The organism is Acinetobacter sp. XS-4 (assembly GCF_023920705.1).
In the GTDB taxonomy this organism is placed as follows: Bacteria; Pseudomonadota; Gammaproteobacteria; order Pseudomonadales; family Moraxellaceae; genus Acinetobacter.
Map to the genome: position 1 here is coordinate 201,684 of NZ_CP094657.1, position 22,561 is coordinate 224,244.

General features: G+C 40.3%; 24 protein-coding genes. 15 read left to right on the forward strand and 9 right to left on the reverse strand.

The window, feature by feature from the left end; genetic code table 11:
• Positions 1-142: 142 nt before the first annotated feature.
• From MMY79_RS00895 to MMY79_RS00910, 4 genes are all read left to right on the forward strand, one after another.
• On the forward strand, positions 143-745 hold the full coding sequence (locus MMY79_RS00895) for a TetR/AcrR family transcriptional regulator (protein ID WP_252611320.1): 603 nt from the start codon (positions 143-145) through the stop codon (positions 743-745).
• A 3-nt stretch (positions 746-748) separates the two neighbouring features.
• Positions 749-1,726: a zinc-binding dehydrogenase gene (locus tag MMY79_RS00900; protein WP_252611322.1), complete on the forward strand. Its 978-nt coding sequence runs from the start codon at positions 749-751 to the stop codon at positions 1,724-1,726.
• A 65-nt stretch (positions 1,727-1,791) separates the two neighbouring features.
• The gene (locus tag MMY79_RS00905; RefSeq protein WP_002053763.1) at positions 1,792-2,145 is read left to right on the forward strand and encodes a DUF1304 domain-containing protein; all 354 of its coding nucleotides are present in this window, start codon (positions 1,792-1,794) and stop codon (positions 2,143-2,145) included.
• 51 nt (positions 2,146-2,196) lie between these two features.
• Positions 2,197-2,538 (forward strand): GlpM family protein, encoded by a 342-nt coding sequence (locus tag MMY79_RS00910; protein ID WP_252611324.1) that lies wholly within the window; start codon positions 2,197-2,199, stop codon positions 2,536-2,538.
• A gap of 44 nt (positions 2,539-2,582) precedes the next feature.
• On the opposite strand, the gene MMY79_RS00915 is transcribed toward MMY79_RS00910, so the two are convergent.
• From MMY79_RS00915 to tenA, 3 genes are all read right to left on the reverse strand, one after another.
• Complete coding sequence (locus MMY79_RS00915) at positions 2,583-3,389, reverse strand: SDR family oxidoreductase (RefSeq protein ID WP_252611327.1); 807 nt, start codon at positions 3,387-3,389, stop codon at positions 2,583-2,585.
• A 102-nt stretch (positions 3,390-3,491) separates the two neighbouring features.
• Positions 3,492-3,863 (reverse strand): MerR family transcriptional regulator, encoded by a 372-nt coding sequence (locus MMY79_RS00920; RefSeq protein WP_049837507.1) that lies wholly within the window; start codon positions 3,861-3,863, stop codon positions 3,492-3,494.
• Positions 3,864-3,928: 65 nt separating this feature from the next.
• Complete coding sequence (gene tenA, locus MMY79_RS00925; protein ID WP_252611329.1) at positions 3,929-4,603, reverse strand: thiaminase II; 675 nt, start codon at positions 4,601-4,603, stop codon at positions 3,929-3,931.
• A 262-nt stretch (positions 4,604-4,865) separates the two neighbouring features.
• Between tenA and MMY79_RS00930 the strand changes: the two genes are divergently transcribed.
• The 3 genes from MMY79_RS00930 to ssb all read left to right on the forward strand — a co-directional run bounded on the left by MMY79_RS00930 (position 4,866) and on the right by ssb (position 8,105).
• Complete coding sequence (locus MMY79_RS00930) at positions 4,866-5,948, forward strand: DUF475 domain-containing protein (RefSeq protein ID WP_016139902.1); 1,083 nt, start codon at positions 4,866-4,868, stop codon at positions 5,946-5,948.
• Positions 5,949-6,095: 147 nt separating this feature from the next.
• On the forward strand, positions 6,096-7,460 hold the full coding sequence (locus MMY79_RS00935; RefSeq protein WP_005300707.1) for an MFS transporter: 1,365 nt from the start codon (positions 6,096-6,098) through the stop codon (positions 7,458-7,460).
• A gap of 51 nt (positions 7,461-7,511) precedes the next feature.
• A complete protein-coding gene (gene ssb, locus MMY79_RS00940) occupies positions 7,512-8,105 on the forward strand; it encodes a single-stranded DNA-binding protein (protein WP_252611331.1) in 594 nt (197 codons plus the stop codon).
• Between the two features lie 40 nt (positions 8,106-8,145).
• Here the strand turns inward: ssb and MMY79_RS00945 are convergent, their stop codons facing one another.
• On the reverse strand, positions 8,146-8,469 hold the full coding sequence (locus MMY79_RS00945; RefSeq protein ID WP_252611333.1) for an AzlD domain-containing protein: 324 nt from the start codon (positions 8,467-8,469) through the stop codon (positions 8,146-8,148).
• Positions 8,466-9,161 carry an AzlC family ABC transporter permease gene (locus MMY79_RS00950; protein WP_252611335.1) on the reverse strand — a complete coding sequence of 232 codons (696 nt, stop codon included), beginning with the start codon at positions 9,159-9,161 and terminating at the stop codon, positions 8,466-8,468. The genes MMY79_RS00945 and MMY79_RS00950 overlap by 4 nt, the downstream gene beginning before the upstream one ends.
• Before the next feature lie 68 nt (positions 9,162-9,229).
• Here MMY79_RS00950 and MMY79_RS00955 point away from each other — a divergent pair, with 68 nt between their 5' ends.
• Both MMY79_RS00955 and MMY79_RS00960 read left to right on the forward strand, forming a co-directional pair.
• Positions 9,230-9,778, forward strand: coding sequence for an XRE family transcriptional regulator (locus MMY79_RS00955; protein WP_017388639.1), 549 nt, complete (start codon positions 9,230-9,232; stop codon positions 9,776-9,778).
• Positions 9,779-10,105: 327 nt separating this feature from the next.
• Entirely contained in the window at positions 10,106-11,548 is a 1,443-nt protein-coding gene (locus MMY79_RS00960; protein WP_252611337.1) for an amino acid permease, read from the forward strand.
• 67 nt (positions 11,549-11,615) lie between these two features.
• Here MMY79_RS00960 and MMY79_RS00965 read toward each other — a convergent pair whose 3' ends face one another.
• The gene (locus tag MMY79_RS00965; RefSeq protein WP_252611339.1) at positions 11,616-13,115 is read right to left on the reverse strand and encodes a PLP-dependent aminotransferase family protein; all 1,500 of its coding nucleotides are present in this window, start codon (positions 13,113-13,115) and stop codon (positions 11,616-11,618) included.
• A 155-nt stretch (positions 13,116-13,270) separates the two neighbouring features.
• Here MMY79_RS00965 and gabT point away from each other — a divergent pair, with 155 nt between their 5' ends.
• The gene (gabT, locus tag MMY79_RS00970) at positions 13,271-14,563 is read left to right on the forward strand and encodes a 4-aminobutyrate--2-oxoglutarate transaminase (protein ID WP_252611342.1); all 1,293 of its coding nucleotides are present in this window, start codon (positions 13,271-13,273) and stop codon (positions 14,561-14,563) included.
• Complete coding sequence (locus MMY79_RS00975) at positions 14,560-16,008, forward strand: NAD-dependent succinate-semialdehyde dehydrogenase (protein WP_252611344.1); 1,449 nt, start codon at positions 14,560-14,562, stop codon at positions 16,006-16,008. The genes gabT and MMY79_RS00975 overlap by 4 nt, the downstream gene beginning before the upstream one ends.
• A 101-nt stretch (positions 16,009-16,109) precedes the next feature.
• Here MMY79_RS00975 and MMY79_RS00980 read toward each other — a convergent pair whose 3' ends face one another.
• Positions 16,110-17,039 (reverse strand): LysR substrate-binding domain-containing protein, encoded by a 930-nt coding sequence (locus MMY79_RS00980; protein ID WP_252611346.1) that lies wholly within the window; start codon positions 17,037-17,039, stop codon positions 16,110-16,112.
• A gap of 65 nt (positions 17,040-17,104) precedes the next feature.
• Positions 17,105-17,731 (reverse strand): isochorismate family cysteine hydrolase YcaC, encoded by a 627-nt coding sequence (gene ycaC, locus MMY79_RS00985; protein WP_192836192.1) that lies wholly within the window; start codon positions 17,729-17,731, stop codon positions 17,105-17,107.
• A 278-nt stretch (positions 17,732-18,009) separates the two neighbouring features.
• Here ycaC and MMY79_RS00990 point away from each other — a divergent pair, with 278 nt between their 5' ends.
• The 4 genes from MMY79_RS00990 (at position 18,010) to MMY79_RS01005 (ending at position 21,887) form a co-directional block, all read left to right on the forward strand.
• Complete coding sequence (locus tag MMY79_RS00990; RefSeq protein ID WP_252611348.1) at positions 18,010-18,882, forward strand: pirin family protein; 873 nt, start codon at positions 18,010-18,012, stop codon at positions 18,880-18,882.
• 439 nt (positions 18,883-19,321) lie between these two features.
• A complete protein-coding gene (locus MMY79_RS00995) occupies positions 19,322-20,620 on the forward strand; it encodes an FAD-dependent oxidoreductase (protein ID WP_252611350.1) in 1,299 nt (432 codons plus the stop codon).
• 4 nt (positions 20,621-20,624) lie between these two features.
• Positions 20,625-21,458: a class I SAM-dependent methyltransferase gene (locus MMY79_RS01000; protein ID WP_252611353.1), complete on the forward strand. Its 834-nt coding sequence runs from the start codon at positions 20,625-20,627 to the stop codon at positions 21,456-21,458.
• A 3-nt stretch (positions 21,459-21,461) separates the two neighbouring features.
• Positions 21,462-21,887 (forward strand): GFA family protein, encoded by a 426-nt coding sequence (locus MMY79_RS01005; protein ID WP_174766378.1) that lies wholly within the window; start codon positions 21,462-21,464, stop codon positions 21,885-21,887.
• 229 nt (positions 21,888-22,116) lie between these two features.
• Here the strand turns inward: MMY79_RS01005 and MMY79_RS01010 are convergent, their stop codons facing one another.
• The gene (locus tag MMY79_RS01010; protein ID WP_111855155.1) at positions 22,117-22,500 is read right to left on the reverse strand and encodes a hypothetical protein; all 384 of its coding nucleotides are present in this window, start codon (positions 22,498-22,500) and stop codon (positions 22,117-22,119) included.
• Between the last annotated feature and the right edge of the window lie 61 nt (positions 22,501-22,561).

Sequence of the window (22,561 nt, forward strand, 5' to 3'; positions counted from 1 at the left end):
TAAACGACAATCGACAAAATTTGTTTAATTAAGCAGGTTGTATTTTTAACATCCCTCTCTTTTGATTTCTACTCTTAGCAAATTTTAATGAGCAACATAATTTTACTAGACGACTGGTCTAATAGTGGGGTATGGTGTCTGCATGAAACGATTAAATAAAAGCGAAACTACGCGACAACATATTTTGGATACAAGCTTTGAGCTGGTATTACACAAAGGATTTGTCGGTGTTGGTTTGCAAGAAATTTTAAAGACTTGTGACGTACCCAAAGGTTCGTTCTATCACTACTTTGCTTCGAAAGAGGCATTTGGCTGTGCCTTGCTAGAGCAATACATGGCCAATTATAAAGTTCGTATGGAACAACTTTGGCAGCACAGTGAGCAAAGTGCTCATGCCCGTTTAATGGCGTTGTGGCAGGCGTGGATTGATGATCCCGTATATGGCAGCTGGGCTGAAAACTGCTTGATTGTGAAATTGGCGGCAGAGGTTTCTGATTTGTCGGAAGATATGCGCCAAATTCTCAATGACGGTGTGTGCAAATTAACGCAGCGTCTGGCTTTGCTACTCAAAGAAGGACAACAAGAAGGGTCAATTCCAAAACATATTGAACCTTTGAAAACTGCGCAAGTCATGTATCAGTTGTGGTTGGGTGCAGCTTTACTCACAAAATTATCGCAAGACAAAGTACATCTACATCTAGCTTTAGAAACGACCCAACAACTCTTAAAACCGATAGAGGAATAAAGAATGCGAAGTATTATCCATGGTAATTTTGGCGAACCTGTAGACGTTTTAGAGCAGACGGATATGCCAAAGCCAGAACCAAAAGCAGGCGAAGTGCGTATTAAAACCATTATGTCTCCAATTCATAATCATGATGTATGGACAGTACGTGGAAGCTATGGCTACAAGCCAACTTTACCTGCGATTGGTGGTAGTGAAGCCGTTGGTATTATTGATGCGCTCGGTGAAGGCGTTACTCATGTACAGGTAGGGCAACGTATCGCAGTTGCATCTGTGCATGGCAGTTGGGCTGAATATTTTATTGCACCAGCGCAAGGGCTTATTCCACTCAATAATGAAATTGATGATGAAACAGCAGCGCAACTGATTGGTATGCCAATTAGTGCTCTCATGTTATTGGACTTTGTAAATATTCAACAGGGTCAATGGCTCATTCAAAACACGGCAAATGGTGCAGTCGGTAAAACAGTTGCGATGATTGCACAGGCACGGGGTTTACCTGTGATTAATCTAGTTCGTCGTACTGATGCAATTGCTGAAATGCAAGCATTAGGTATTCAACATGTTGTTGCGACTGATCAACCAAATTGGAAAGAGCAAGTTAAACAGATTCATGGCGACCAACCTCTCATTGCTGGTGTGGACTCGATTGGTGGCAGCGCAAGTGGTGAAATGCTGAATTTACTTAGTGAAAATAGCCTATTGGTTTCGTTTGGCAGTATGACTGGTGAAACCATGCAAATTTCATCGGGCGATCTAATTTTCAAACAAGCAACAGTAAAAGGTTTCTGGGCGAGTGTGGTCAACAAAGAAATGCCAGCAGCTCGTAAAAAGGAACTAATTGTTGAGTTATTAACGTTAGCAACTCAGAAAAAATTAATCCTTCCTGTAGAAGGTGTGTTTAGTTTTGATGAGATTAAAACAGCAGCCCAAAGAGCAACACAAGGTGCTCGCCAAGGCAAAGTGTTGTTAAAACCGTAAAACACTAAAAGATCAGTCGAGAGACTGATCTTTTTTCATATCTTTAAAATAAAAAGGAAAATTGTATGATCGGACAAATATTCATTGCGCTTATTGCCATATTACATGTCTACATTTTGGTGTTAGAGATGTTTTTGTGGGACAAGCCTTATGGCATGAAAGCATTTGGAAATAATGCAGAGAAAGCAAAACTCACCAAAGTGATGGCACAAAACCAAGGTCTTTATAATGGCTTTTTAGCAGCGGGTTTATTTTGGTCTTTATTGGCTGATGCACCATTTGCCACATCAATTGCCAACTTCTTTTTAGGCTGTGTACTCATTGCAGGTATTTATGGCGGTCTGACTGCTAGTAAAAAGATTATTTATATTCAGGCAGTTCCCGCTTTAATTGCTTTAGTCGCTGTTAATTTTCTCTGAAAAGCGCAAAATACAGCGTTTTGAGTTGGAATGATCAGGTAGGATCAGCGCATGTGGGCGTTATTTTTTAAATGTATGTTGGGGGCAGGTGTTGTCCTCATTATTTCGATTTTATCGAAAAGTAAGGCATTTTATATTGCAGGTTTGGTTCCGCTTTTTCCTACCTTTGCTTTGATTGCTCATGTGATTGTTTTTCAGCAAAAAGGGGCCGAGGCATTACAGAAAACGGCTTTGTTTGGTCTATGGTCACTTATTCCCTATGCCATTTATTTAGTGGCCGTCTATGTGCTGGCAACGCGTTTGTCGATGTGGTCTTGCCTAGGATTAGCAACCCTATGTTGGGTGGTCGCTGCGGCAGGTTTAATTTATGGCTGGCAGCTATTTCAGCATTAAAAGATTAAGAGAGACCCCTTAATCTTTTAAATTGCATTATTTTTTTATGACTGCTCAATAACACGGGTTTGGAGCATACTTTCAACTAAATTAATCATCTTTTGGCGAGAAAGAATTCTAGGCAATTGAGATGTCAAATAGTTGCTACATCCAACCACAACTGTTGCTTTATTCTTATCTAATGCTCTAACCGTTGCAGATACAACATCCTCAACTGTAGAGCTTTTCATGCCGCTGGTGTCAGCATTTGCGACCTGAGTAAAATTGGTTTCGGTATTGCCCGGACAAACTGCCAGAAATTTAACTCCTGAAGAGCTATATTCTCCTGCAAGCGCTTCAGTAAACTGCAATACGTACGATTTACTAGCACCATAAACAGTAATATAGGGTAACGGCTGGAACGCACCTGTCGATGAAATATTAATCATGATGCCTTTTTTGTTCGCAAGCATGTGGGGCAAAAATAAATAACACAAAGAGGTTACGCTGTTGATATTAAGCGTGATCATTTCTTGATAGGTAGATACAGATTGATCTAAAAATTTAGTCCATTTTCCAAATCCTGCGTTGTTAATTAAAATCTCTACCGATAATTTTCTCGCTTGTACTTCATCAAATAAGTTTTGAGCTGAATTCGCTTGAGCTAAATCTAAAACGATAACCTCAACATTTACGTTATATTTTTTTCTAAGTTCATCGGCTAAATCATTTAGTTTTTGCTCAGAGCGTGCTGTTAAAATTAAATGAATTCCTAAAGATGCAAATTCTTGAGCATAGGCCTTGCCTATTCCTGAAGATGCACCTGTAATTAATGCTGTTGAATTTTTAAATGTAGAAAGATGAGCGCTCATTTTATTTATCCGTAATAAACGAAGTCATTACGATAAACCTTTACCCTAAGGGCAGAGTCAAGCACTAATTTTGAAAGCTATTTCAAATTTTAATGAGCTGTTTTAAGCCGAAATCTTATTGGTAATATAAGTTTGAATAATCTCATCTTCCAGTTCTTTTAAATCTTCTTGTAAACGGTTTAACGCTTTTTTTTGCTCAATAATTTGTTGATTCTTTTTTTGAATAAGTTGCTGTGCAATTTCTACAGGAAAGCGATTATTTTTATATTTTAAAGCTGACAGGTCATAAAGCTCGGAAAGGCTAAACCCAACAGCTTGTGCAAGGCGGATCATCTTAACTGATTTGACATCAATCTCTTCATAAATACGATAATTGCCTTTTCTTTTTGCTACAGGGAGTAAGCCTAATTTTTCATAATGCCGAATGGCTTTAGGAGTGGCTCCAGTTAAAGATGCTAATTCGCCGATATACATATCTATCTCGCATTTTATTAAAAACGGTCAGCGTATTGAACGATCTGACCGATTCTTTTGAAGTTTTAAATAGGATCTAAACCTAACCATTGTCTTTGGTGGTAGGCGCTATCCCAAAATAACCATTCAAGTTTTGCGCCCATGGTGTACGCAGCATGCATTTTTTCTAAAGTGTCTGCGTCACAACGTGCGGCAACCTTGTCTACTGTCGCAATCACATTACGCACGGCTATATGGAACTCTTCACCTGCATAGGTATCAATCCATGCTTGGTAAGGGTTATTAGCAATTGATTTGTCTACAATATCTTTACCGACTTCAGCATAGATCCAGAAGCAAGGTAATAGTGCAGCGAGTACGACAGGGTAGCTTTCAGACCAAGCTGTTGCTGTTAAAAATGAAGTGTAATGGTGGCCTGCCAAGGTCAAAGGCGTATTTTTAAATTCTTCTTTAGTTACCCCAAAGTTTTTCATGAAGTCATCATGCAAACTACGCTCCACCACAATCGCAATTTTAGCGGCATCTGAAAATTGCATAATATCGTCAGCCTCGAACGCTTTTGCTGCCGCAACAGCAAGTACGCGACCATAAGCCACTAAATATTGGGCATCTTGAATGACATAATGACAAAAAGCTTCTTTATCTAAAGTACCGTTAGCAAGTTCTTGATTAAAAGGTAGGTCGAGAATTTTTTGATATAAATTTAAATTACGTTGCCAAAGTTCTTGAGAAAAAAGCATAAAAATATTCCATTTAAAATAAGACAGCTGAACTGGATTTTAAATCAATTTTAAAATACAAAAATAATAATGATAGATATATCGCAAGAAAATATTTAATACGATTAATAAGTTAATTAAAAATTATAAATTTCTTTATTAAACATAGAGATAAAGTAACGGGAATAACGGCACAAAACAACATCGTTTTGTGGTTAATTATCGATATAATAGCCGCGGTTTTAAGAAAGATTAAATTTAGTTCTTGGTATAGGTCTGATCCATGAAGCATTTCCGATTTTCGATATTTTTTACGGTGGTGTGTTTAGCACTATCCGCGTATTGGGGTTTTACCCATGGACCTGAAGCTGGCGTGTCTACCATGCTCAAAGCTTTAACAATTACAGCCATTTTAGCTGTAATGGAGGTCTCTTTATCTTTTGACAATGCTGTCGTGAATGCATCGGTTCTACGTAATTGGGATCCGTTCTGGAAAATGATCTTTTTAACGGTAGGTATTTTAATCGCCGTTTTTGGTATGCGTCTGATTTTCCCTGTCGTGATTGTTGCTGTAACCGCTGATATGGGAGTTATTGAAGTGGCGAAATTGGCACTCAATGATCCCAAAACTTATTCTGAGCGCTTAATGGCACACCACGCTGAAATTTCAGCTTTTGGTGGAACATTCCTATTATTGGTTTTCTTAAACTTCTTCTTTGATGATGAAAAAGAAACCCATTGGTTTAGATGGCTTGAATCTAAACTTTCAAGTTTAGCTAGCGTACCTGCAATGTCTGTATTTCTTGCTTTGATTGCTTTAATTGTGATGGCTGGTTATGTAGATGACCACCAACGTTTAGCAGTGACCATGGCCGGTATTTGGGGCATTGTGGTTTATATTGGCGTTGAAGTTTTAAGTCATTTGTTAGGTGGTGAACCTGAAATTGATGAAAATGGTAATGCTGTATTACAAGATGGCTCGGGTGCTGCATCAGGTGTAGTTAAAGCTGGTTTAGGTGGTTTCTTATATCTTGAAGTATTAGATGCATCATTTAGTTTTGATGGTGTGATTGGTGCATTTGCAATTACTAGCGACGTTGTTGTGATTATGCTAGGTCTTGCAATCGGTGCTATTTTTGTCCGTTCAATGACAGTTTACCTTGTTGAAAAAGGCACGCTAGATGCTTACGTGTTCTTGGAACATGGTGCGCATTATGCGATTGGTGCTTTAGCATTCATTATGATTGCAAGTGGTACAGGCGTACATGTACCTGAAGTTGTGACAGGTTTAATTGGTGTGGCGTTTATTGTGTGGGCTATTATTGCTTCAATTCAATATTCGAAGCGCGAGCAACAGTCGCCTTAAGCTAATTTTCAGTAAAGTTGTTTAGAATAAAGAGGCTAAATGCCTCTTTATTTTTTTAAGCTGAAATCGTTAATTTAAATAAGGTGTCCCGTATTTTTAGAAACGAATCGGCTTATAATTTGCCTAGTTTGATAAACGTGTATTGATATGATGAATGCTTTGGAACGTCGCTCAACTTTTGCCTTAAGTAGTATTTTTGCGCTACGCATGTTGGGTTTGTTCATGATTATTCCTGTCTTTTCTGTAGTCGGGCAGTCATATCAATATGCAACTCCAGCACTCATTGGTTTGGCTGTAGGTGTCTATGGTTTAAGTCAGGCTATTTTGCAAATTCCATTTAGCTTACTGGCTGACCGTTTTAGCCGTAAACCTTTGGTGGTGCTTGGCTTATTGCTCTTTGCTATTGGCGGTGCAATTGCTGGGTTATCTGATACGATTTATGGCGTGATTATTGGCCGTGCCATAGCAGGTGCAGGTGCAGTTTCAGCAGTCGTGATGGCACTTTTAGCCGATGTGACACGTGAAGAACAGCGTACTAAAGCCATGGCTGCGATGGGCATGAGTATTGGTCTGTCTTTTGTGGTGGCGTTCAGCCTTGGGCCTTGGCTCACAAGTCTTGTCGGCATTTCTGGTTTGTTCTTTGTCACGACCATTATGGGTTTAATCGCGATTTTGATGTTATTGCTTGTACCTAAAGTAACTCGTCATCATCGTAATTATCAGCAAGGCTACATAGCGCAGCTTAAGCAAGTCATTCAAATGGGTGATTTAAACCGTTTACATGTTTCGGTTTTTGCATTGCATTTATTGCTTACCGCCATGTTTATTTATGTGCCTTCACAGCTTATCGAGTTTGCCCATATTCCTCTAGCCAGTCATGGTTTGGTGTATCTGCCGCTACTAGTAATTAGTCTGTTTTTTGCATTTCCAAGCATTATCGTGGCTGAAAAATATCGCAAAATGCGAGGCATTTTCTTAACGGCAATTACAGGCATTATTGCAGGTTTGTTGCTGCTTATATTTGGTTATCAATCAAAATATGTATTACTCGCAGGCCTAGGTATTTTCTTCATTGCCTTTAATGTGATGGAAGCTTTATTGCCATCGTGGTTATCAAAATGTGCGCCAATCCAGTCAAAAGCAACTGCTATGGGTGTAAATGCCAGTAGTCAGTTTTTAGGTGCTTTCTTTGGTGGCACACTAGGTGGTCAATTATTGATGTTACATAATACTGCGATTGGATGGAGTGTCTTAACAGGGATTGCTATAATATGGCTGCTAATTAGTTTTGGTTTAGCTCAGCCGCGGTATTTGTCATCGATTGTGTTGCCATTGCCGCAAGTGCAGCAGGTGAATGAGTGGACCACACAGCTATTGGCAATTCGTGGTATAGAAGAAGTTGTGGTGATGCCTGACCAGCAAGTTGCTTATATTAAAGTCGATAAACAGACTCTTGATGAGGCTGCGCGACGTGATTTAACGCAGTTGTTCGGTAAAGAGGTAGCCATTTAAGCATAACTCTTATAAAGTAAAACATAGAAATGAATAGGATGAAGACAGCTAATGCGTGGTGTAAATAAGGTTATTTTGGTTGGTACTTTGGGTCGTGATCCTGAAACAAAAACTTTTCCAAATGGGGGCTCGCTGACTCAATTTTCAATCGCGACAAGTGAAGCTTGGACCGATAAAACTTCAGGTGAGCGTAAAGAACAAACTGAATGGCACCGTATTGTTTTGCATAACCGTTTAGGGGAAATTGCTCAGCAGTTCTTACGTAAAGGTTCTAAGGTTTATATTGAAGGTTCATTACGCACGCGTCAGTGGACTGATCAAAATGGCCAAGAGCGCTATACAACAGAAATTCGTGGCGAACAGATGCAAATGTTAGATGGTCGTCAACAAGGTGAACAAGGTTTCGCTGGCGGTAATGATTTTAATCAACCACGTTTTAACGCACCTCAACAAGGTGGTAATGGTTATCAAAATAATAATAACCAAGGCGGTGGTTATAACCAAAATAGTGGTGGCGGCTATGGCAGCAACCCAGCTGGCTTTGGTAATGGTGGTAACAGCCCGCAAGGTGGGGGCTTTGCTCCTAAAGCACCACAACAGCCTGGGTCTGCTCCAGCAGATTTAGACGACGATTTACCGTTCTAAGCAAAATTTTAAAAAAGGCGAGTTTATCTCGCCTTTTTTATTACTCAATTCCAAGCAAACGTATCAGGGCCGTACCAGCGGCTGCCAAGCAAATCACTAATAAAAGTGGTACTTTTCTCCAAACCAAGAAAAGCGCTAAACCCACACCCAATATACGAGCGAAACCTGCGAAATGTTGGCCTTCAAAAAATGTAGTTGTGACTGCAATCGCACAGAGCAAAACGGTTGCGCCGTTTGACAATAAAACTTGGTATTTTTCAGAAAAAGTAAATTTGGCACCTAAGTGAAAACCAGCAAAACGAATCCCATATGTTCCAAGTGCTAGCAAGCCTATGCCCAAAATAATGAGTAATTGTTGATTCATTTTTTTCTACTAAATATTAAGCCAAAAAGCGAAATCAGAATTGGAAGTCCTGAGGCCAAAAAAGGTGTGCTAATCAGTGCCAAAGTGGATCCAGCAAATGCAGCTTTTCGAGTAGATTTATTCTTTAAAGCATTAAAAGTAAGTGCGATTAAAATTGCAGGGAAAATGGCATCTAGACCAAATGTTTTTGGGTCTGGAATAGCGCTTCCAATAAAATAACCCGCAGTAACACCGAGGGGCCAAGTCAGCATGATGCATATACCACATAACCAGTAAGCAGCCTTTTTTGTTTCGAAATCGGGCTGCGCCATGCCAAACAAAACACTTTCATCGTTCATGATATGAGCCCCGAAATATCGAGAGAATTTACCTCTGATTAGTTCATTGACCGCAATACCAAAAGGCAGATGTCTTAAATTGACGAGTAGTCCTGCAATTGCAGCAGCAATCGGGCTGCCACCTACGGCCAAGAACCCAATAAAAATAAATTCAGCAGTTCCTGCGAGCACAAATATGGATAGGCAAAGTGGGATCCAGAGCGCTAAGCCATAGCTTGCCGCGAGTGAACCTAAAGACATACCAACAACACTGGTTGCCAGACACACAAAGAAAATCGAGCGGGTGGTGTCTTTACTAAGTTTCTTAATGAGAGAGTATGTGGACATAGCATGATATAACGAACGATTTTCCATTATAATGAATAAGTCTGATTGTTTTGTCAAAACGAACGATCGTTTTTTTTATAGAACGGATGTGGTGAATGTCTCAGCCAATTGAAATTATTGCCAAAGGTTTAAATCGTGAACGTCAAAGAGCAGGGCTTTCTTTGGCAGAGGTTGCTCGTCGTGCAGGCGTTGCAAAGTCTACACTTTCACAATTAGAGGCAGGGCAAGGTAACCCAAGCATTGAAACGCTATGGGCACTTTGTGTGGCACTGAATATTCCATTTGCACGTTTGATGGAAGAACCGAGCAATCAGGTACAAGTCATTCGCTGTGGCGATGGGCCAACTGTTAGTTCGGAGATTGCTAATTACAAAGCAATTTTGCTGGCGACTTGTCCACCGCATGCGCGCCGTGATGTGTACTTACTGATTGTTGAGCCGGGCGAAGACCGTCTTTCAGAGCCTCATCCAGTTGGTTCTGTGGAACACATTATTGTGGTCGAAGGCAAAGCTTTGGTTGGCTTAATTGATGAAGCAGTTGAGCTCGGTGTTGGAGACTATATTTGTTATCCTGCCGATCAGAAACATATATTTAGAGCTTTAGAGAAAGGAACGAAAGCATTATTAATTTCTGAGCAAAACTAAAGAATTTCCATTTTATTCAAGCAAAACTTAATTATTATTCAAAATAAAAACTTAAAAGCATTTACCAGCATTTCAGACAAAAAGAGCCAATTTTGCGTATAAATTTTGCAATTGGCTCTCTCTTTTATTCCAAAAATGGCTCTCGTTTCTTGAGTGCCGAAACGACAAATTAAAGCCATTGGAAGTATGCATACGGAAGCGCCGGATAAGCTCAGTGATTTTTCTGTTTTAGGAATTGGGCAGAACGGCTAAATTTTTAGGGGATATTTTTTGGCTTCGGAGGTTTCCGAGACTAGCCGATATCCTCCATATATTAAGGAAAATGATATGGCAGCTCATCAAAATGGTTCTGAAGCCAATCACTCCCAAAGTTTAAAACATGGACTCAAATCACGCCACTTAACGATGATCTCAATTGCAGGGGTTATTGGTGGCTCTTTATTCGTGGGCTCAGGTAGCATTATTTACAATACTGGGCCTGTAGTTTTTCTAACCTATGCTTTGGGTGGTCTACTCGTTTGGTTCATCATGCGTATGCTAGGTGAGATGGCCGTTTTAAACCCTGATAGTGGCTCTTTTTCAACATATGCTGACCGTGCGATTGGTCGTTGGGCAGGTTTCTCAATTGGGTGGTTGTACTGGTGTACACTCGCAATGCTCATGGGATGGGAAGCTTATGTGGCGGGTAAAATTTTAAATAATTGGTTCCCATTTATACCGATCTGGGCCTATATGGTTGTCGTGATTGGTGCATTGGTCGCAGTCAATTTACAAAACGTGAAAAACTATGGCGAATTTGAGTTCTGGTTTGCACTCATCAAAGTCATTGCGATTGTTATTTTCCTTGTGATTGGTAGTTTAGCCATCATGCATTTGTGGCCTTGGGGCAATCCGGCTGCTTCAGGTATTAGTAATCTAACCTCTCAAGGCTTTATGCCCAATGGAGGATCATCCGTTATTACCGCCTTGCTTGGAGTTATGTTTGCCTATATTGGTGCTGAAATTGTTACCGTAGCAGCGGCAGAATCAGAAAATCCATCTAAGGAAATTCGTAAAGCATCGAACTCGGTTGTATGGCGAATTATTTTATTCTATGTAGGCTCAATGTTCGTTGCAGTCTGTCTTATTCCTCACAACAATGAACTCTTGAAAGATTCAACTTGGGGAACCTATAGCGTGACTTTGTCTGCACTCGGGATTCCGGGGGCGCGCCATATCGTAAATTTTGTGGTTCTAACATCGGTATGTAGTTGCTTTAACTCAGCACTTTATACGTGTTCACGTATGTTATTTTCGTTGGCTAAACGCGGTGATGCACCAAAAAGTTTTGGCTCTGTAAACAGCAAAAGCAGTCCGTGGGTTGGTGTGATTGTGTCATGTTTCTTCTCTGTGATTGCTGTAGTTTTAACTGCAACCAAGAGTATGAATGTTTATGACTTTTTCATGCTAACGACGGGTGCAGCAACATTGTATGTGTACCTGACGATTGCTTATTCTCAGCTCCGTATGCGTAAAAAACTCGAAGCTGAAGGCGTCAAAATTGACTTTAAAATGTGGATGTTCCCTTATCTGACTTATGTAGTGATCTTTGCAATTATTGGTGCAATTCTGACTATGTTGATTGAAGGTACATATTTTAAAGAAGTGATTTACACCACAGCATTGTTCGGCATTATTGTGTTTTTTGGAATGTTGTCGGAAAAACTAGGGTGGGGTAAAGAGCGTAGAACAACCCATCTCTCTCATACTCAAGAAGAAAATTTAGTTTAGTCTTTTTAGAACAAAAAAAGAGTCTCATTGTGAGGCTCTTTTTTTATGGATTGGGTCAAAAACAGACTTAATTAATTGTTTGTACACCCGCTTCACGTAAGCACTGGAGCAACACACCAAAAGCCATCACCATGTCTTTTTCATTTACACAGGCAAAGCCCATGAGTAAGCCGCGCTCTGCGTGAGCATGTGATTGCATGTAGTATTGTGAAAGTGGGCGAACTTTGACACCACGTTCAAGTGCGGTTGTTGCAATCGCGACATCATCGCAAGAGTTTGGCAGTTTTAAAACTAAGTGTAATCCTGCCGCTTCGTCATATTCATGAATAAATTCGGGGCCAAGATAGCGTTTAATCAGACTGACTAAGTAATCGCGCCTCTTGCCATAAAGTAAACGCATACGACGAATATGCGCTTCGTAATGACCTTCACGAATAAATTCTGCTAGGGCCTTTTGCTCAAGTAAATGTCCACCACGATACAGTTCAGCTGCCACAATACGTAGAGGTGAAAAGAGGGGTTTAGGCACCACCAAATACCCAATTCTTAAAGATGGATAAATGGTTTTACTAAACGTACCCATGTACAGCACAGGTGCATCATTCTCTAAACCCTGTAAGGATGGATAAGGCTGGCCTGAGAAACGGAATTCACTGTCGTAATCATCTTCTACAATCCAGCTATTGTGCTGACGGGCAATCTCAATCAATTTGCGTCGACGATCTAGGCTTAAATGTGAACCCAGCGGATATTGGTGCGATGGCGTGACAAAAATGAGTTTAGGTGGTTTTGCTGGATTTTCTTCGGGGATAATGCCTTCGGCATCGACTGGCATGGGTTGAATATCAACGCCATTAATACGTAAAGTGTTGCGCATTCCCCAATAGCCTGGATCTTCAATCCAGACGCGATCACCAATATCGCTAAGTGCACGCGAAACTAAATCAATCGCTTGGTGAATGCCTTCGGTAATAATAATTTGATCTGCATCACACTGAACTGAACGTGCAACACGCAAGTAGTCTGCCAACGCGCTTCGAAGCTCAATACAGCCGCCAGCATTGCTGTAAATTAAGCGGTTAATGTCAGGCTCTCGGCTTAGACGAGCCTGAATACGACTAAAAATATGATGTGGAAACTCGGTAACATCGGGCGCTCCCGGCACGAAAGCTCCCCATTGGTGTGGCGAGGCTGCGGCATAGCCTAATAAGTTTGAGCCACGATTTGAGAGTGCATAAGAGTTTTGAACTTTCGGACTTGAAACTACTTTTTTCTTATTTTGTGTATTTAAAAAACTCTCTGGTAGTTTTTCAGCAACCCATGTGCCATGGCCTGTACGAGCTTCTAAATAGCCTTCAGCTTGTAGCTGTTCGTAGGCGGTAAGAACAGTATTTCTCGAAACATGAATTTCACTGGCTAAGTCACGGGAAGCGGGCAAGCGTGTTTTAGGCTGAATGACGCCATCAATAATGGCACCACGCAGACAACGGAAAAGGCGCTGATGTAGTTTACCTTCGGTGTCCTGTTGGAGCCGTTGTAATAAATGATCTCCAAGTAAACTACGCAATTGGCTCTCTCCTACAGTTAAAAAATGGCTCTCGTCAGTTGCCGCCAGACGAGCGAAATTACATGCATAGGCAGTCGTTGTAAAGCACCCTGAAAATTAAGCACAGGATGCAAAAACCAAAGCTGCAACTGATGATGAAAATATGAGGGAATCAAATGGATAATCAACATTCTGCACTTAACGCACGTAAACAGCAAGCAACTCCACGTGGTGTAGGCGTGATGTGTCAGTGGTATGCAGAAAAAGCTGAAAACGCGACGCTTTGGGACAAGGAAGGCAACCAATTTATTGACTTTGCTGGTGGTATTGCAGTTTTAAATACAGGCCATCGCCACCCTAAAGTCATTGCAGCGGTGACTGAACAACTCACTAAATTTACTCACACTGCCTATCAAGTAACACCTTATGAAAGCTATGTGGCTTTAGCTGAGCGTATTAATGAGCGTGCCCCAATTGCGGGTGCTGCGAAGTCAGCTTTTTTCACAACAGGTGCAGAAGCAGTTGAAAATGCTGTGAAGATTGCTCGTTGTTATACAGGCCGTCATGGCATTATCACTTTTGGTAACGGTTTCCACGGTCGTTCATTTATGACCATGGCAATGACAGGTAAAACTGCACCTTACAAACGTGATTTCGGCGTGATGCCAGCGGGTGTGTTCCACGCACGTTACCCTGTGCCTGCTAAAGGTATTTCAGTAGATGCGGCAATTGAAAGCGTTGAAGATATTTTCAGTGAAGATATTGCACCACACGATGTTGCAGCAATTGTGCTTGAGCCAGTCCAAGGTGAAGGTGGTTTTCATGTTGTACCAGCCGAGTTCTTAAAACGTTTACGTTCAATTTGCGACAAGCACGGTATTTTATTGGTTGCTGACGAAGTGCAATCTGGCTTTGCCCGTACAGGTAAATTGTTTGCGATGAACTATTTCGAGACTAAAGCAGACCTTATCACTATGGCGAAAAGCTTAGGTGGTGGTTTCCCAATTTCAGGTGTTGTTGGCCGTGCAGAAGTCATGGATGCGCCAAACCCAGGTGGTCTAGGCGGTACTTACGCAGGTAGCCCGATTGCGGTTGCAGCTGCGCACGCGGTGATTGATGCGATTGAAGAAGAAAACTTATGTGAACGTGCAAATGAACTAGGTGCTGAGTTAGTTGTTGCGCTTAAAGATATTCAACAAGCAACAGGCGACGTCGTAACTGATATTCGTGCATTAGGTTCAATGGTTGCTGTAGAACTTGAGACTGCTGAGCAAGCAAAATTTGTACAAAACTATGCAATGGAAAATGGGTTGTTACTTCTTACTTGTGGTAAATACGGTAATGTAATTCGTTTCTTATATCCATTAACCATTCCTGCTGAGCAATTCCGTCAAGGCCTTGATATCCTGAAACAAGGTTTTGCGACACTCAAAGCAGGTAGTGCAAAAGCGATGGAGCAATCTGCATGATTCAAAATAATTTGCAGTATTTATTAAAACATCCTGATATTTCATTAGACGCACCTGCATCAAATGATTATATCGAGGTAAATGATGCTGCTACGGGTGAAACTTTGGCATGGGTGAAAACCTATGACCGCGCAGGGGTTGAAGCCGCAATTAATCGTTCAGCAAAAGCGCAGGCTGCTTGGAAAAAGCAAACTGCCTTGGCTCGTGCTGATGTGTTATTGGCATGGTACAACCTCATGCTTGAGCACAAAGAAAATATTGCTCAGATTTTAACGGCTGAGCAAGGTAAACCATTGGCAGAAGCACGTGGTGAAATTGGTTATGCAGCATCATTCATCCGCTGGTTTGCTGAGCAAGCCCGCCGTGTTGATGGTGAAGTGTTGACGCCAACTTTGCCAAACCAACGCTTGCTCGTGATTAAACAAGCGATTGGTGTTACAGCTGCAATTACGCCGTGGAACTTCCCCGCTGCCATGATTACGCGTAAAGCAGGTCCGGCAATTGCTGCGGGTTGTTCAATGTTGGTTAAACCAGCAGAGCAAACGCCGTTAACAGCATATGCCCTTGAAGTATTGGCGTTACAGGCAGGTTTACCAGCTGATGTTTTAATTAACATTAGTGGTGATGCTGTTGAAGTGGGTAAAACACTATGCGAAAGCGATATTGTTCGTAAGTTAAGCTTCACAGGTTCAACCCAAGTGGGTCGTATCTTGATGCAACAATGTGCGCCAACCATTAAAAAGCTTTCACTTGAACTCGGTGGTAACGCGCCAGTTGTGGTATTTGACGATGCCAATCTTGAACAAGCTGTTCAGGGCATTATGGCAAGTAAATATCGCAACAGTGGTCAGACCTGTGTTTGCGCTAACCGTATTTATGTTCAAGATGGTATTTACGATGCGTTGGCAGACCGTTTGGTTGAAGCCGTGTCTAAACTGAAAGTTGGTGATGGCCGTCAAGAAGGTTCAACTCAAGGGCCTTTAATTGATGAAGATGCGATTGCAAAAGTTCAGTCTCATATTGCAGATGCAACTGAGAAAGGCGCGACAGTTCGTATTGGTGGTCAACGCTCGGCACTAGGTGGCACATTCTTTGAACCAACAGTTTTAACTGGTGTAACGCAAGAAATGAAAGTGTCTAAAGAAGAAACTTTTGGTCCGCTTGCACCGCTATTCCGCTTTAAAACTGAAGACGAAGCAGTGGCAATGGCGAACGATACCGAGTTTGGTTTAGCTGCTTATTTGTTTACTCAAAGCACAGCTCGTCAATGGCGAGTGGGTGAAGCACTTGAGTACGGTATGGTCGGTATTAACACAGGTGCAATTTCAAATGAAGTTGCTCCGTTTGGTGGCGTAAAACAATCAGGTCTAGGTCGTGAAGGTTCAAAATTCGGCATTGAAGAATATGTTGAAATGAAATACCTATGCGTAGACTTATCTGAGTAAGGAACAAAGCGAGTTCGTTTTGTTCTGAACGAAAACATGCAGCCATGCTGTATGTGATGTTTCACAAAAACCGGTCATGCCCATTCATGACCGGTTTTTATTTAAGTTGCCAGATATCCTTCATGGCTTTCCGGTAAACGTCGTAGTTCTTCAATCAATGTTTCAATGAGTTTTTCGACCACAAGGCGTTGGCCTTTTCTAGACACATAAACCAGTTGTAGCATGCCTATATTCGACTTCCAGTCAGGAAGAATATGAACAAGTGTGCCTTTACGAATTTCAGATTCAACAGTTAAAAAGGGAAGGTCGGCAATGCCTAATCCGTCCATCACGGCATAGTAGACACCTGCCAAGTCATTACTTTTGATTCGTGGTTGATAAGGTACATCAACCGATTCACCATTTCGAATATTGCATAAATGCCAAATAGGGTTTTGTTTTTGAGTACCTAAGCTAATACTTGGAAAGTCCTGTAACTCGGAATAATGCTCAATGGCACGACCTTGAAGTAATTCAGGTGAAGCCACCAGACAGTGGTCAGTTTTAATCACATCACGAACAATTAAATTTGAATCTTCATTGGGTTCGAAATTGGTCCGAATGGCAAGGTCGATGTCATCATGCAAAATATCAACTCGACGGCTCGTCAGCTCGAGTGCAATCTCAACTTTTGGATAGGTTTTTAAAAACTGATTTAAAATTTTTCTAATTTGAAAATGCATCATAAGCGGTGGGCAGCTTACTTTTACTAACCCTTGAGGTTCACTTTTTTGCTTTAACAAAACATTTTCTGCACATTCAACTTGAGCAATAACTTTGCAGCATTCCTCGTAAAACTCTTGACCTAAATCGGTCACTTTAAAATGGCGAGTTGTTCTTTGAATCAGGCTGACATTAAATTTATTTTCAAGGTCAATAATACGTCGGCTAAGCTTAGATTTACTAATATTTTCAGCATCACTGGCTGCACTAAAGCCGCCGTGTTTTACGACTAAATAGAAATAATAAAAATCATCAAAAGAACTTATCAATGTCCGCTCAACCTATTTAAATTCAAGATTAGAATGCTTAAGCATTCTAATCTTGGTAATAGAACTTATTTTTGGCTAGTGTTGTGATTGTAGCTTGAAATCAGGTTACGGTAGTCAGGAATATGATTTGAGAAGAGTGCACCTAGACCTTCAATATCATTACGCCAGTCACGGTGTAACTCACAAGCCATACCGAACCAAGTCATAAGCTGTGCGCCAGCTTTAGACATACGGTCCCAAGCAGCATCACGGGTTAATTCATTGAAAGTACCAGAAGCATCGGTAATCACAAACACTTCAAAACCTTCAGCGAGTGCAGATAAAGCTGGGAATGCCACACAAACCTCAGTTACCACACCAGCAATAATCAATTGTTTTTTACCAGTTGCTTTGACTGCTTTTACGAAGTCTTCATTGTCCCACGCGTTGATTTGGCCTGGACGAGGAATAAAAGGAGCATCTGGGTGAATTTCTTTTAACTCAGGAACTAAAGGACCGTTTGGACCAGTTTCAAAACTGGTTGTCAAAATTGTTGGAAGGTTGAAATATTTTGCTGCATTTGCAACAGCAAGTACGTTGTTTTTAAATTTATCTGGATCGATATCTCGAACTAAAGAAAGTAAACCTGCTTGGTGGTCAACTAAAAGAACCGCAGCATTATCCTTGTCTAAACGTACGTAATCTTGAGCCATTTTTTATGTCCTCGTGTTATCAAAATAAATAATCAAAAAATTATTAAGTAGGTCATCATTGCCTAAAATTATGCTAGATGAGTTTGTTGTCGTGATTAAGTCTAAAAAATAGGATTAAGAATTTTAAAAATAGGACGATCTTAAAAAGAGTACCTCAAACTTTATGATTGTCTCATAGATGAAATAATGTGTTGCTAATCCTGATCTATAAACTGCAATTATTGAGGCGTAAAATCAATCTCAGTTCAAGAAAATCCTACATATATAGGAGAGATCAGATGAAGAAATTTCTTGGTGCATATCAAAATAACCACATGCATTGGGTGGGTGATGGTTTCCCTGTATATAACCTATTCTCTTACGACCGTTTAGGCCAAACCCTAAGCCCATTTTTGCTACTCGATTATGCAGCGCCTTATACCTTCTCGCCAACCAACGATCAGCAAGGTGTAGGCTCGCATCCACACCGTGGCTTTGAAACAGTGACAATCGCCTACCAAGGTGAAGTGACTCATAAAGATTCAAGCGGCGGCGGCGGAACCATTAAAACTGGTGATGTGCAATGGATGACGGCGGGTGCAGGCGTGTTGCATGAAGAGTTCCATTCTCCTGAGTTTGCAGAGCATGGTGGTCTTTTTGAAATGGTGCAATTATGGGTAAATTTACCTGCTCATTCAAAAATGACGCCTGGAAAATATCAAGCAATTGAAGCGAAAGAGATTCCAGACATTGCGTTAGACGAGTATGGCAGTCATTTACGTGTGATTGCTGGTGAATATGCAGATGCAAAAGGTGCAGCAACAACATTTAGTCCGTTAAATGTATGGGATGGTAAATTGGTTAAAGGCCAAACACATACCCTTTATGTACCTGAGGGTCATACTACCCTTGTTGTGGTGTTAGATGGTGCGGTTGTGGTTAATGATGCAAATCGTCTTGAAGGTAAAACCGTTGCGATTTTGTCTCGTGAGGGTGTTGATTTTACGTTAAGTGCTGAAGAAGACACTAAATTCTTGGTGTTAACTGGTCAACCACTTAATGAACCAATCGAAGGTTATGGTCCATTCGTGATGAATACCAAAGCCGAAATCATGGAAGCGATTAATGATTTTAATCGTGGAAAATTCGGTTCACTCATGCAAGAAGGATAAATTGTTTAATTGCGCTTAATTCGCTATTAAAGCAAAGTAATAAAAAGCCCGCTATCAAGTGTGAATAGCGGGCTTTTTCGCTGTAAAGGTTCTGTTTTTATGATGGTTTTCATTGTTGTTTCGGCATTGTTTTATGTGACTTGGTTCTCGTTATTGTGGTGCTATGATATCTTAAAAAAAGATAGTTGTAAAACACATGATATAAATATAGTTAAATTATCTCATTTTATTTAAAAGATTTTTTTTAAATTTATAAAAAATATGAGTTTTTGTATGACTGTATATTTTTGTAAAAAAATATAAAAGATTCGCCGATTCGGTAGTTAAAAATTTTCTATATAAATTGATGCAAAAAATAAAAATCTGGTAGTTTTTAATACGGTGTTTTTTTAGGGTATGAGTGATAATCAAAAAAATTCTCGAAAAATGGGACATCATTTTGAATATCGCAATTATTGGCAGTGGAATGGCAGGTCTTGCGGCAGCAAGAATTCTGAAAGATGCAGGGCATACGATCACGATATTTGAAGCACTTCCCGGTCGGGGAATGGATAGCCATAGTGTTGAGTTCGATGGTGGAATTATTGATGCACCATTGCGTGTGATGAATCCACATTTGTGGAAAAACACGCTCAGCCTTGCTGCTCATTTAGGTATTAAAACCTTTCCGGTTCGCACTTATATGTCATGTAGCTGGTTATTTGAAGACCGTACTGAAACATGGTTAACCACATCTCGTAGCCGTATTGGTAATTTCCCGATTATCAATAACCGTAAAGGCATCCAGCAATATGGCTGGCGTCTTGTGAAAGGGATGTTGCAATTAAAAACTGCAATCCACCAGTTTTTCAAATCTAAAAATCAAGATATTACTCTCGCTGAATTTATTAATCAGAACGATATAGAAGAAGTATTCTGGCATGGTGTTGTAATGCCTGTGCTCTATACAATTTGTACGTGTAATCCAAAAACAATTGGCGACTGGCCTGCAAAAAACTTACTTGAGTTTTTACGTCACTTAACTGATGGCGATATGCTTTTACGTATGAAAGGTGGAACACCTGCATTTGTAGACAGCTTAATTAAAGATATCGACATTCATAGCGGATCAGCGATTAAGAACGTTGAATTACAAGGTGAAAAAGTACTGGTTGAAAACAGCCAAGGTGAAAAGAACTTATTTGATCGAGTGATTGTTGCAACGCCAACGTCTAAAATTGATGAGTTTTTGAACCCTGAACAATTTGCTGAAGATATGAATTTGCTTAAGCAATTCCGTTTTGAGCAAGGTGATCTTGTTATTCATACAGACCCTAGCGTAATGCCACCACGCCGTAAAGACTGGTCAGTGCTGAGCTATATGATGGATCGTAAGTTTACACGTCAGCAATTCACAGTTTGGATGAATGCGGTTGAGCCTACGCTTGTAGGTAAAAACCCAGTGTTCCAGACTTGGCGCCCAGTGACAGATATTGATCCTAAAAAAATCATTTCAAAAGTGACTTTAACGCGAGCAGTCGTCGACTCACAAACAGTTGCTTTAAATAAAGAATTGCAACAACGCCATTTAGACTTAAACCGTAAAGTATTTTACTGTGGTTCATGGTCATGTGATGGTTTACCAATTTTAGAGTCAGCAGTTACTTCCGCAATGCATATCGCTGAAATTTTAGGTGCTCCTTTACCATTCGTAGGGTTAAAACCTCAGGTTGAAGTTGCCCCTGAACTCGGTTACTAAAATTGTGAAAACAAAAGTTCGAGCAGCCCTTTCTAAATTCATTCCCCATAAATATGCAATTGATGCATCAAGTTTGGGAGATGACGAAGAGCTTGCTTGGACAAATTTGGGTTTTTGGAAAAATACCCAAAACTACCGTGAAGCTTGTTGCCAATTGGCAGATCATTTGGCACAAGCTGTCCATTTAAATTCAAAAGATCATCTCTTAGATTTAGGCTGCGGACAGGGTGCAAGTTTGTCGCACTGGCTACAGCACTATCAGCCCAAAAGCCTCAGCGCAGTTGATTTACAAGCACAGTGTGTTAATAAAATTCAAAAGCTTATTCCTGAAATAAGTCAGATTTTTTGTGGTTCATTTTTAAATTTAAAACAATTTAAATTCAAACAACTCTTCGATGTCATACTGTGTATTGATGCGGCTTATCACAGCAATTTAAATTCATTTCTAGATTCAGTTACTCCAGTTTTAAATTCAAAAGGCCGATTAGGTTTTCATTACTTAATGCGTCCTGACTCATGTCAAAACATGACTGTGTTACAAGAACAAAAGCATCGTTATTTACTTAAAGCAGCAAATGTCGCTTGGGATGCTGTACCGACTGAAAAAATGTTAAGAACAACCTTGGAACAACAAGGTTTTGCCGATATTCAAATTGAAGATTTATCCGAGCCTGTATTACTCGGTTTTTCGCAGTATATTCAAAATCAGCAAGGACAAAATCAAAGCCGAGGATTGGCAAATTTAAAAATTCAAATGACTGCAAAGTTATGCCAACAACTCTACCAAAATGGATATGTACGTTATATTCAGATAACAGCAATAAAAAAAATAGGATGAGTCATGTCAGCCAAATATCAAGGATCGTGTTTATGTGGAGCTGTGAGTTACCAAAGCGAAGCGGAGCCACGTTATAGCTTTAATTGCCATTGTCGAGATTGTCAGAAGGCAACAGGTTCAGCATATGCACCAATTGCTTTTTTTCACCAATCTGAATTGAAAGTGAATGGTGAACTTAAATATTTTGAGACTTTAGGATCTTCTGGCCGACCTATTAAACGAGCGTTTTGCCCGACTTGTGGTTCTCAACTTTTTGGCTTACCTGAAATTGCCCCTGAAATGATTTCAATACGTGCAGGTACGCTTGATGACCCGAGTCTCTATCAGCCTAGAGCAGAAGTGTTTGTGAGCCAAGCCTATGCTTGGGATACGCTGAACCCAAACCTTAGACATTTTGAAAAAATGATAGAGAAGAAGAAAGAAGGATAGAGGCATTCTGACAAGCTCGTACGCTTTTTCTTACATACATTCGGGAAATTGGCGTCTTTTTAGAACTCTATAAATTACCTATCATGAACTCATCAGGAACAGGAAGTTCCGAAAACGTAAAACAACAACAATAAGTTTAAGCATCAGGACGTGAGGTATTAAAGGAAGTGTACCTAGTAACGAAATACGAAAAAAGCCCAACAGGATGTTGGGCTTTTTTCATTTTGTATTAATAAATTTGTTTGCCACCTAATGCTGTGCAATCAACTGGTGTATTCCATTTCACGGCAGTTCCTGTAAGTACAGGACGTACAATACGCCACGGCCAGAAACCAAATCTTTGGCTTTGATGATAATTAATCACTACATCTGCACCGTATTTACGAGCAATGATCGCTAATTTAGGTTTTACTTCTTCAAAACCACCATAGGTTCCTTTTGCAGCTTTAATACGTTTAATAGATTTATAGTGCTCTGCTGAAGGAGTGCCCTCAATTAAGCAAATAGGTGGAATTGTAGTAGTTTGCATCTGAGGTTGAGATGTAGTGTCTTGAGCATATGTTGTTAAAGGCAATGTTAGAAATAAAGCAGGTAAAATAAAACGAAGTTTCATATTTTTCCGTATTGGTATCTTAATGAATTAAAGTTTATAAAATAGGTCTTATTCATATGAC

Bases quoted from the DNA above. Each gene is read 5' to 3' on its own strand.
- MMY79_RS00895 (WP_252611320.1), top strand. From the start codon at position 143: ATGAAACGATTAAATAAAAGCGAAACTACGCGACAACATATTTTGGAT.
- MMY79_RS00900 (WP_252611322.1), top strand. From the start codon at position 749: ATGCGAAGTATTATCCATGGTAATTTTGGCGAACCTGTAGACGTTTTA.
- MMY79_RS00905 (WP_002053763.1), top strand. From the start codon at position 1,792: ATGATCGGACAAATATTCATTGCGCTTATTGCCATATTACATGTCTAC.
- MMY79_RS00910 (WP_252611324.1), top strand. From the start codon at position 2,197: ATGTGGGCGTTATTTTTTAAATGTATGTTGGGGGCAGGTGTTGTCCTC.
- MMY79_RS00915 (WP_252611327.1), bottom strand. From the start codon at position 3,389: ATGAGCGCTCATCTTTCTACATTTAAAAATTCAACAGCATTAATTACA.
- MMY79_RS00920 (WP_049837507.1), bottom strand. From the start codon at position 3,863: ATGTATATCGGCGAATTAGCATCTTTAACTGGAGCCACTCCTAAAGCC.
- tenA (WP_252611329.1), bottom strand. From the start codon at position 4,603: ATGCTTTTTTCTCAAGAACTTTGGCAACGTAATTTAAATTTATATCAA.
- MMY79_RS00930 (WP_016139902.1), top strand. From the start codon at position 4,866: ATGAAGCATTTCCGATTTTCGATATTTTTTACGGTGGTGTGTTTAGCA.
- MMY79_RS00935 (WP_005300707.1), top strand. From the start codon at position 6,096: ATGATGAATGCTTTGGAACGTCGCTCAACTTTTGCCTTAAGTAGTATT.
- ssb (WP_252611331.1), top strand. From the start codon at position 7,512: ATGCGTGGTGTAAATAAGGTTATTTTGGTTGGTACTTTGGGTCGTGAT.
- MMY79_RS00945 (WP_252611333.1), bottom strand. From the start codon at position 8,469: ATGAATCAACAATTACTCATTATTTTGGGCATAGGCTTGCTAGCACTT.
- MMY79_RS00950 (WP_252611335.1), bottom strand. From the start codon at position 9,161: ATGGAAAATCGTTCGTTATATCATGCTATGTCCACATACTCTCTCATT.
- MMY79_RS00955 (WP_017388639.1), top strand. From the start codon at position 9,230: ATGTCTCAGCCAATTGAAATTATTGCCAAAGGTTTAAATCGTGAACGT.
- MMY79_RS00960 (WP_252611337.1), top strand. From the start codon at position 10,106: ATGGCAGCTCATCAAAATGGTTCTGAAGCCAATCACTCCCAAAGTTTA.
- gabT (WP_252611342.1), top strand. From the start codon at position 13,271: ATGGATAATCAACATTCTGCACTTAACGCACGTAAACAGCAAGCAACT.
- MMY79_RS00975 (WP_252611344.1), top strand. From the start codon at position 14,560: ATGATTCAAAATAATTTGCAGTATTTATTAAAACATCCTGATATTTCA.
- ycaC (WP_192836192.1), bottom strand. From the start codon at position 17,731: ATGGCTCAAGATTACGTACGTTTAGACAAGGATAATGCTGCGGTTCTT.
- MMY79_RS00990 (WP_252611348.1), top strand. From the start codon at position 18,010: ATGAAGAAATTTCTTGGTGCATATCAAAATAACCACATGCATTGGGTG.
- MMY79_RS01005 (WP_174766378.1), top strand. From the start codon at position 21,462: ATGTCAGCCAAATATCAAGGATCGTGTTTATGTGGAGCTGTGAGTTAC.
- MMY79_RS01010 (WP_111855155.1), bottom strand. From the start codon at position 22,500: ATGAAACTTCGTTTTATTTTACCTGCTTTATTTCTAACATTGCCTTTA.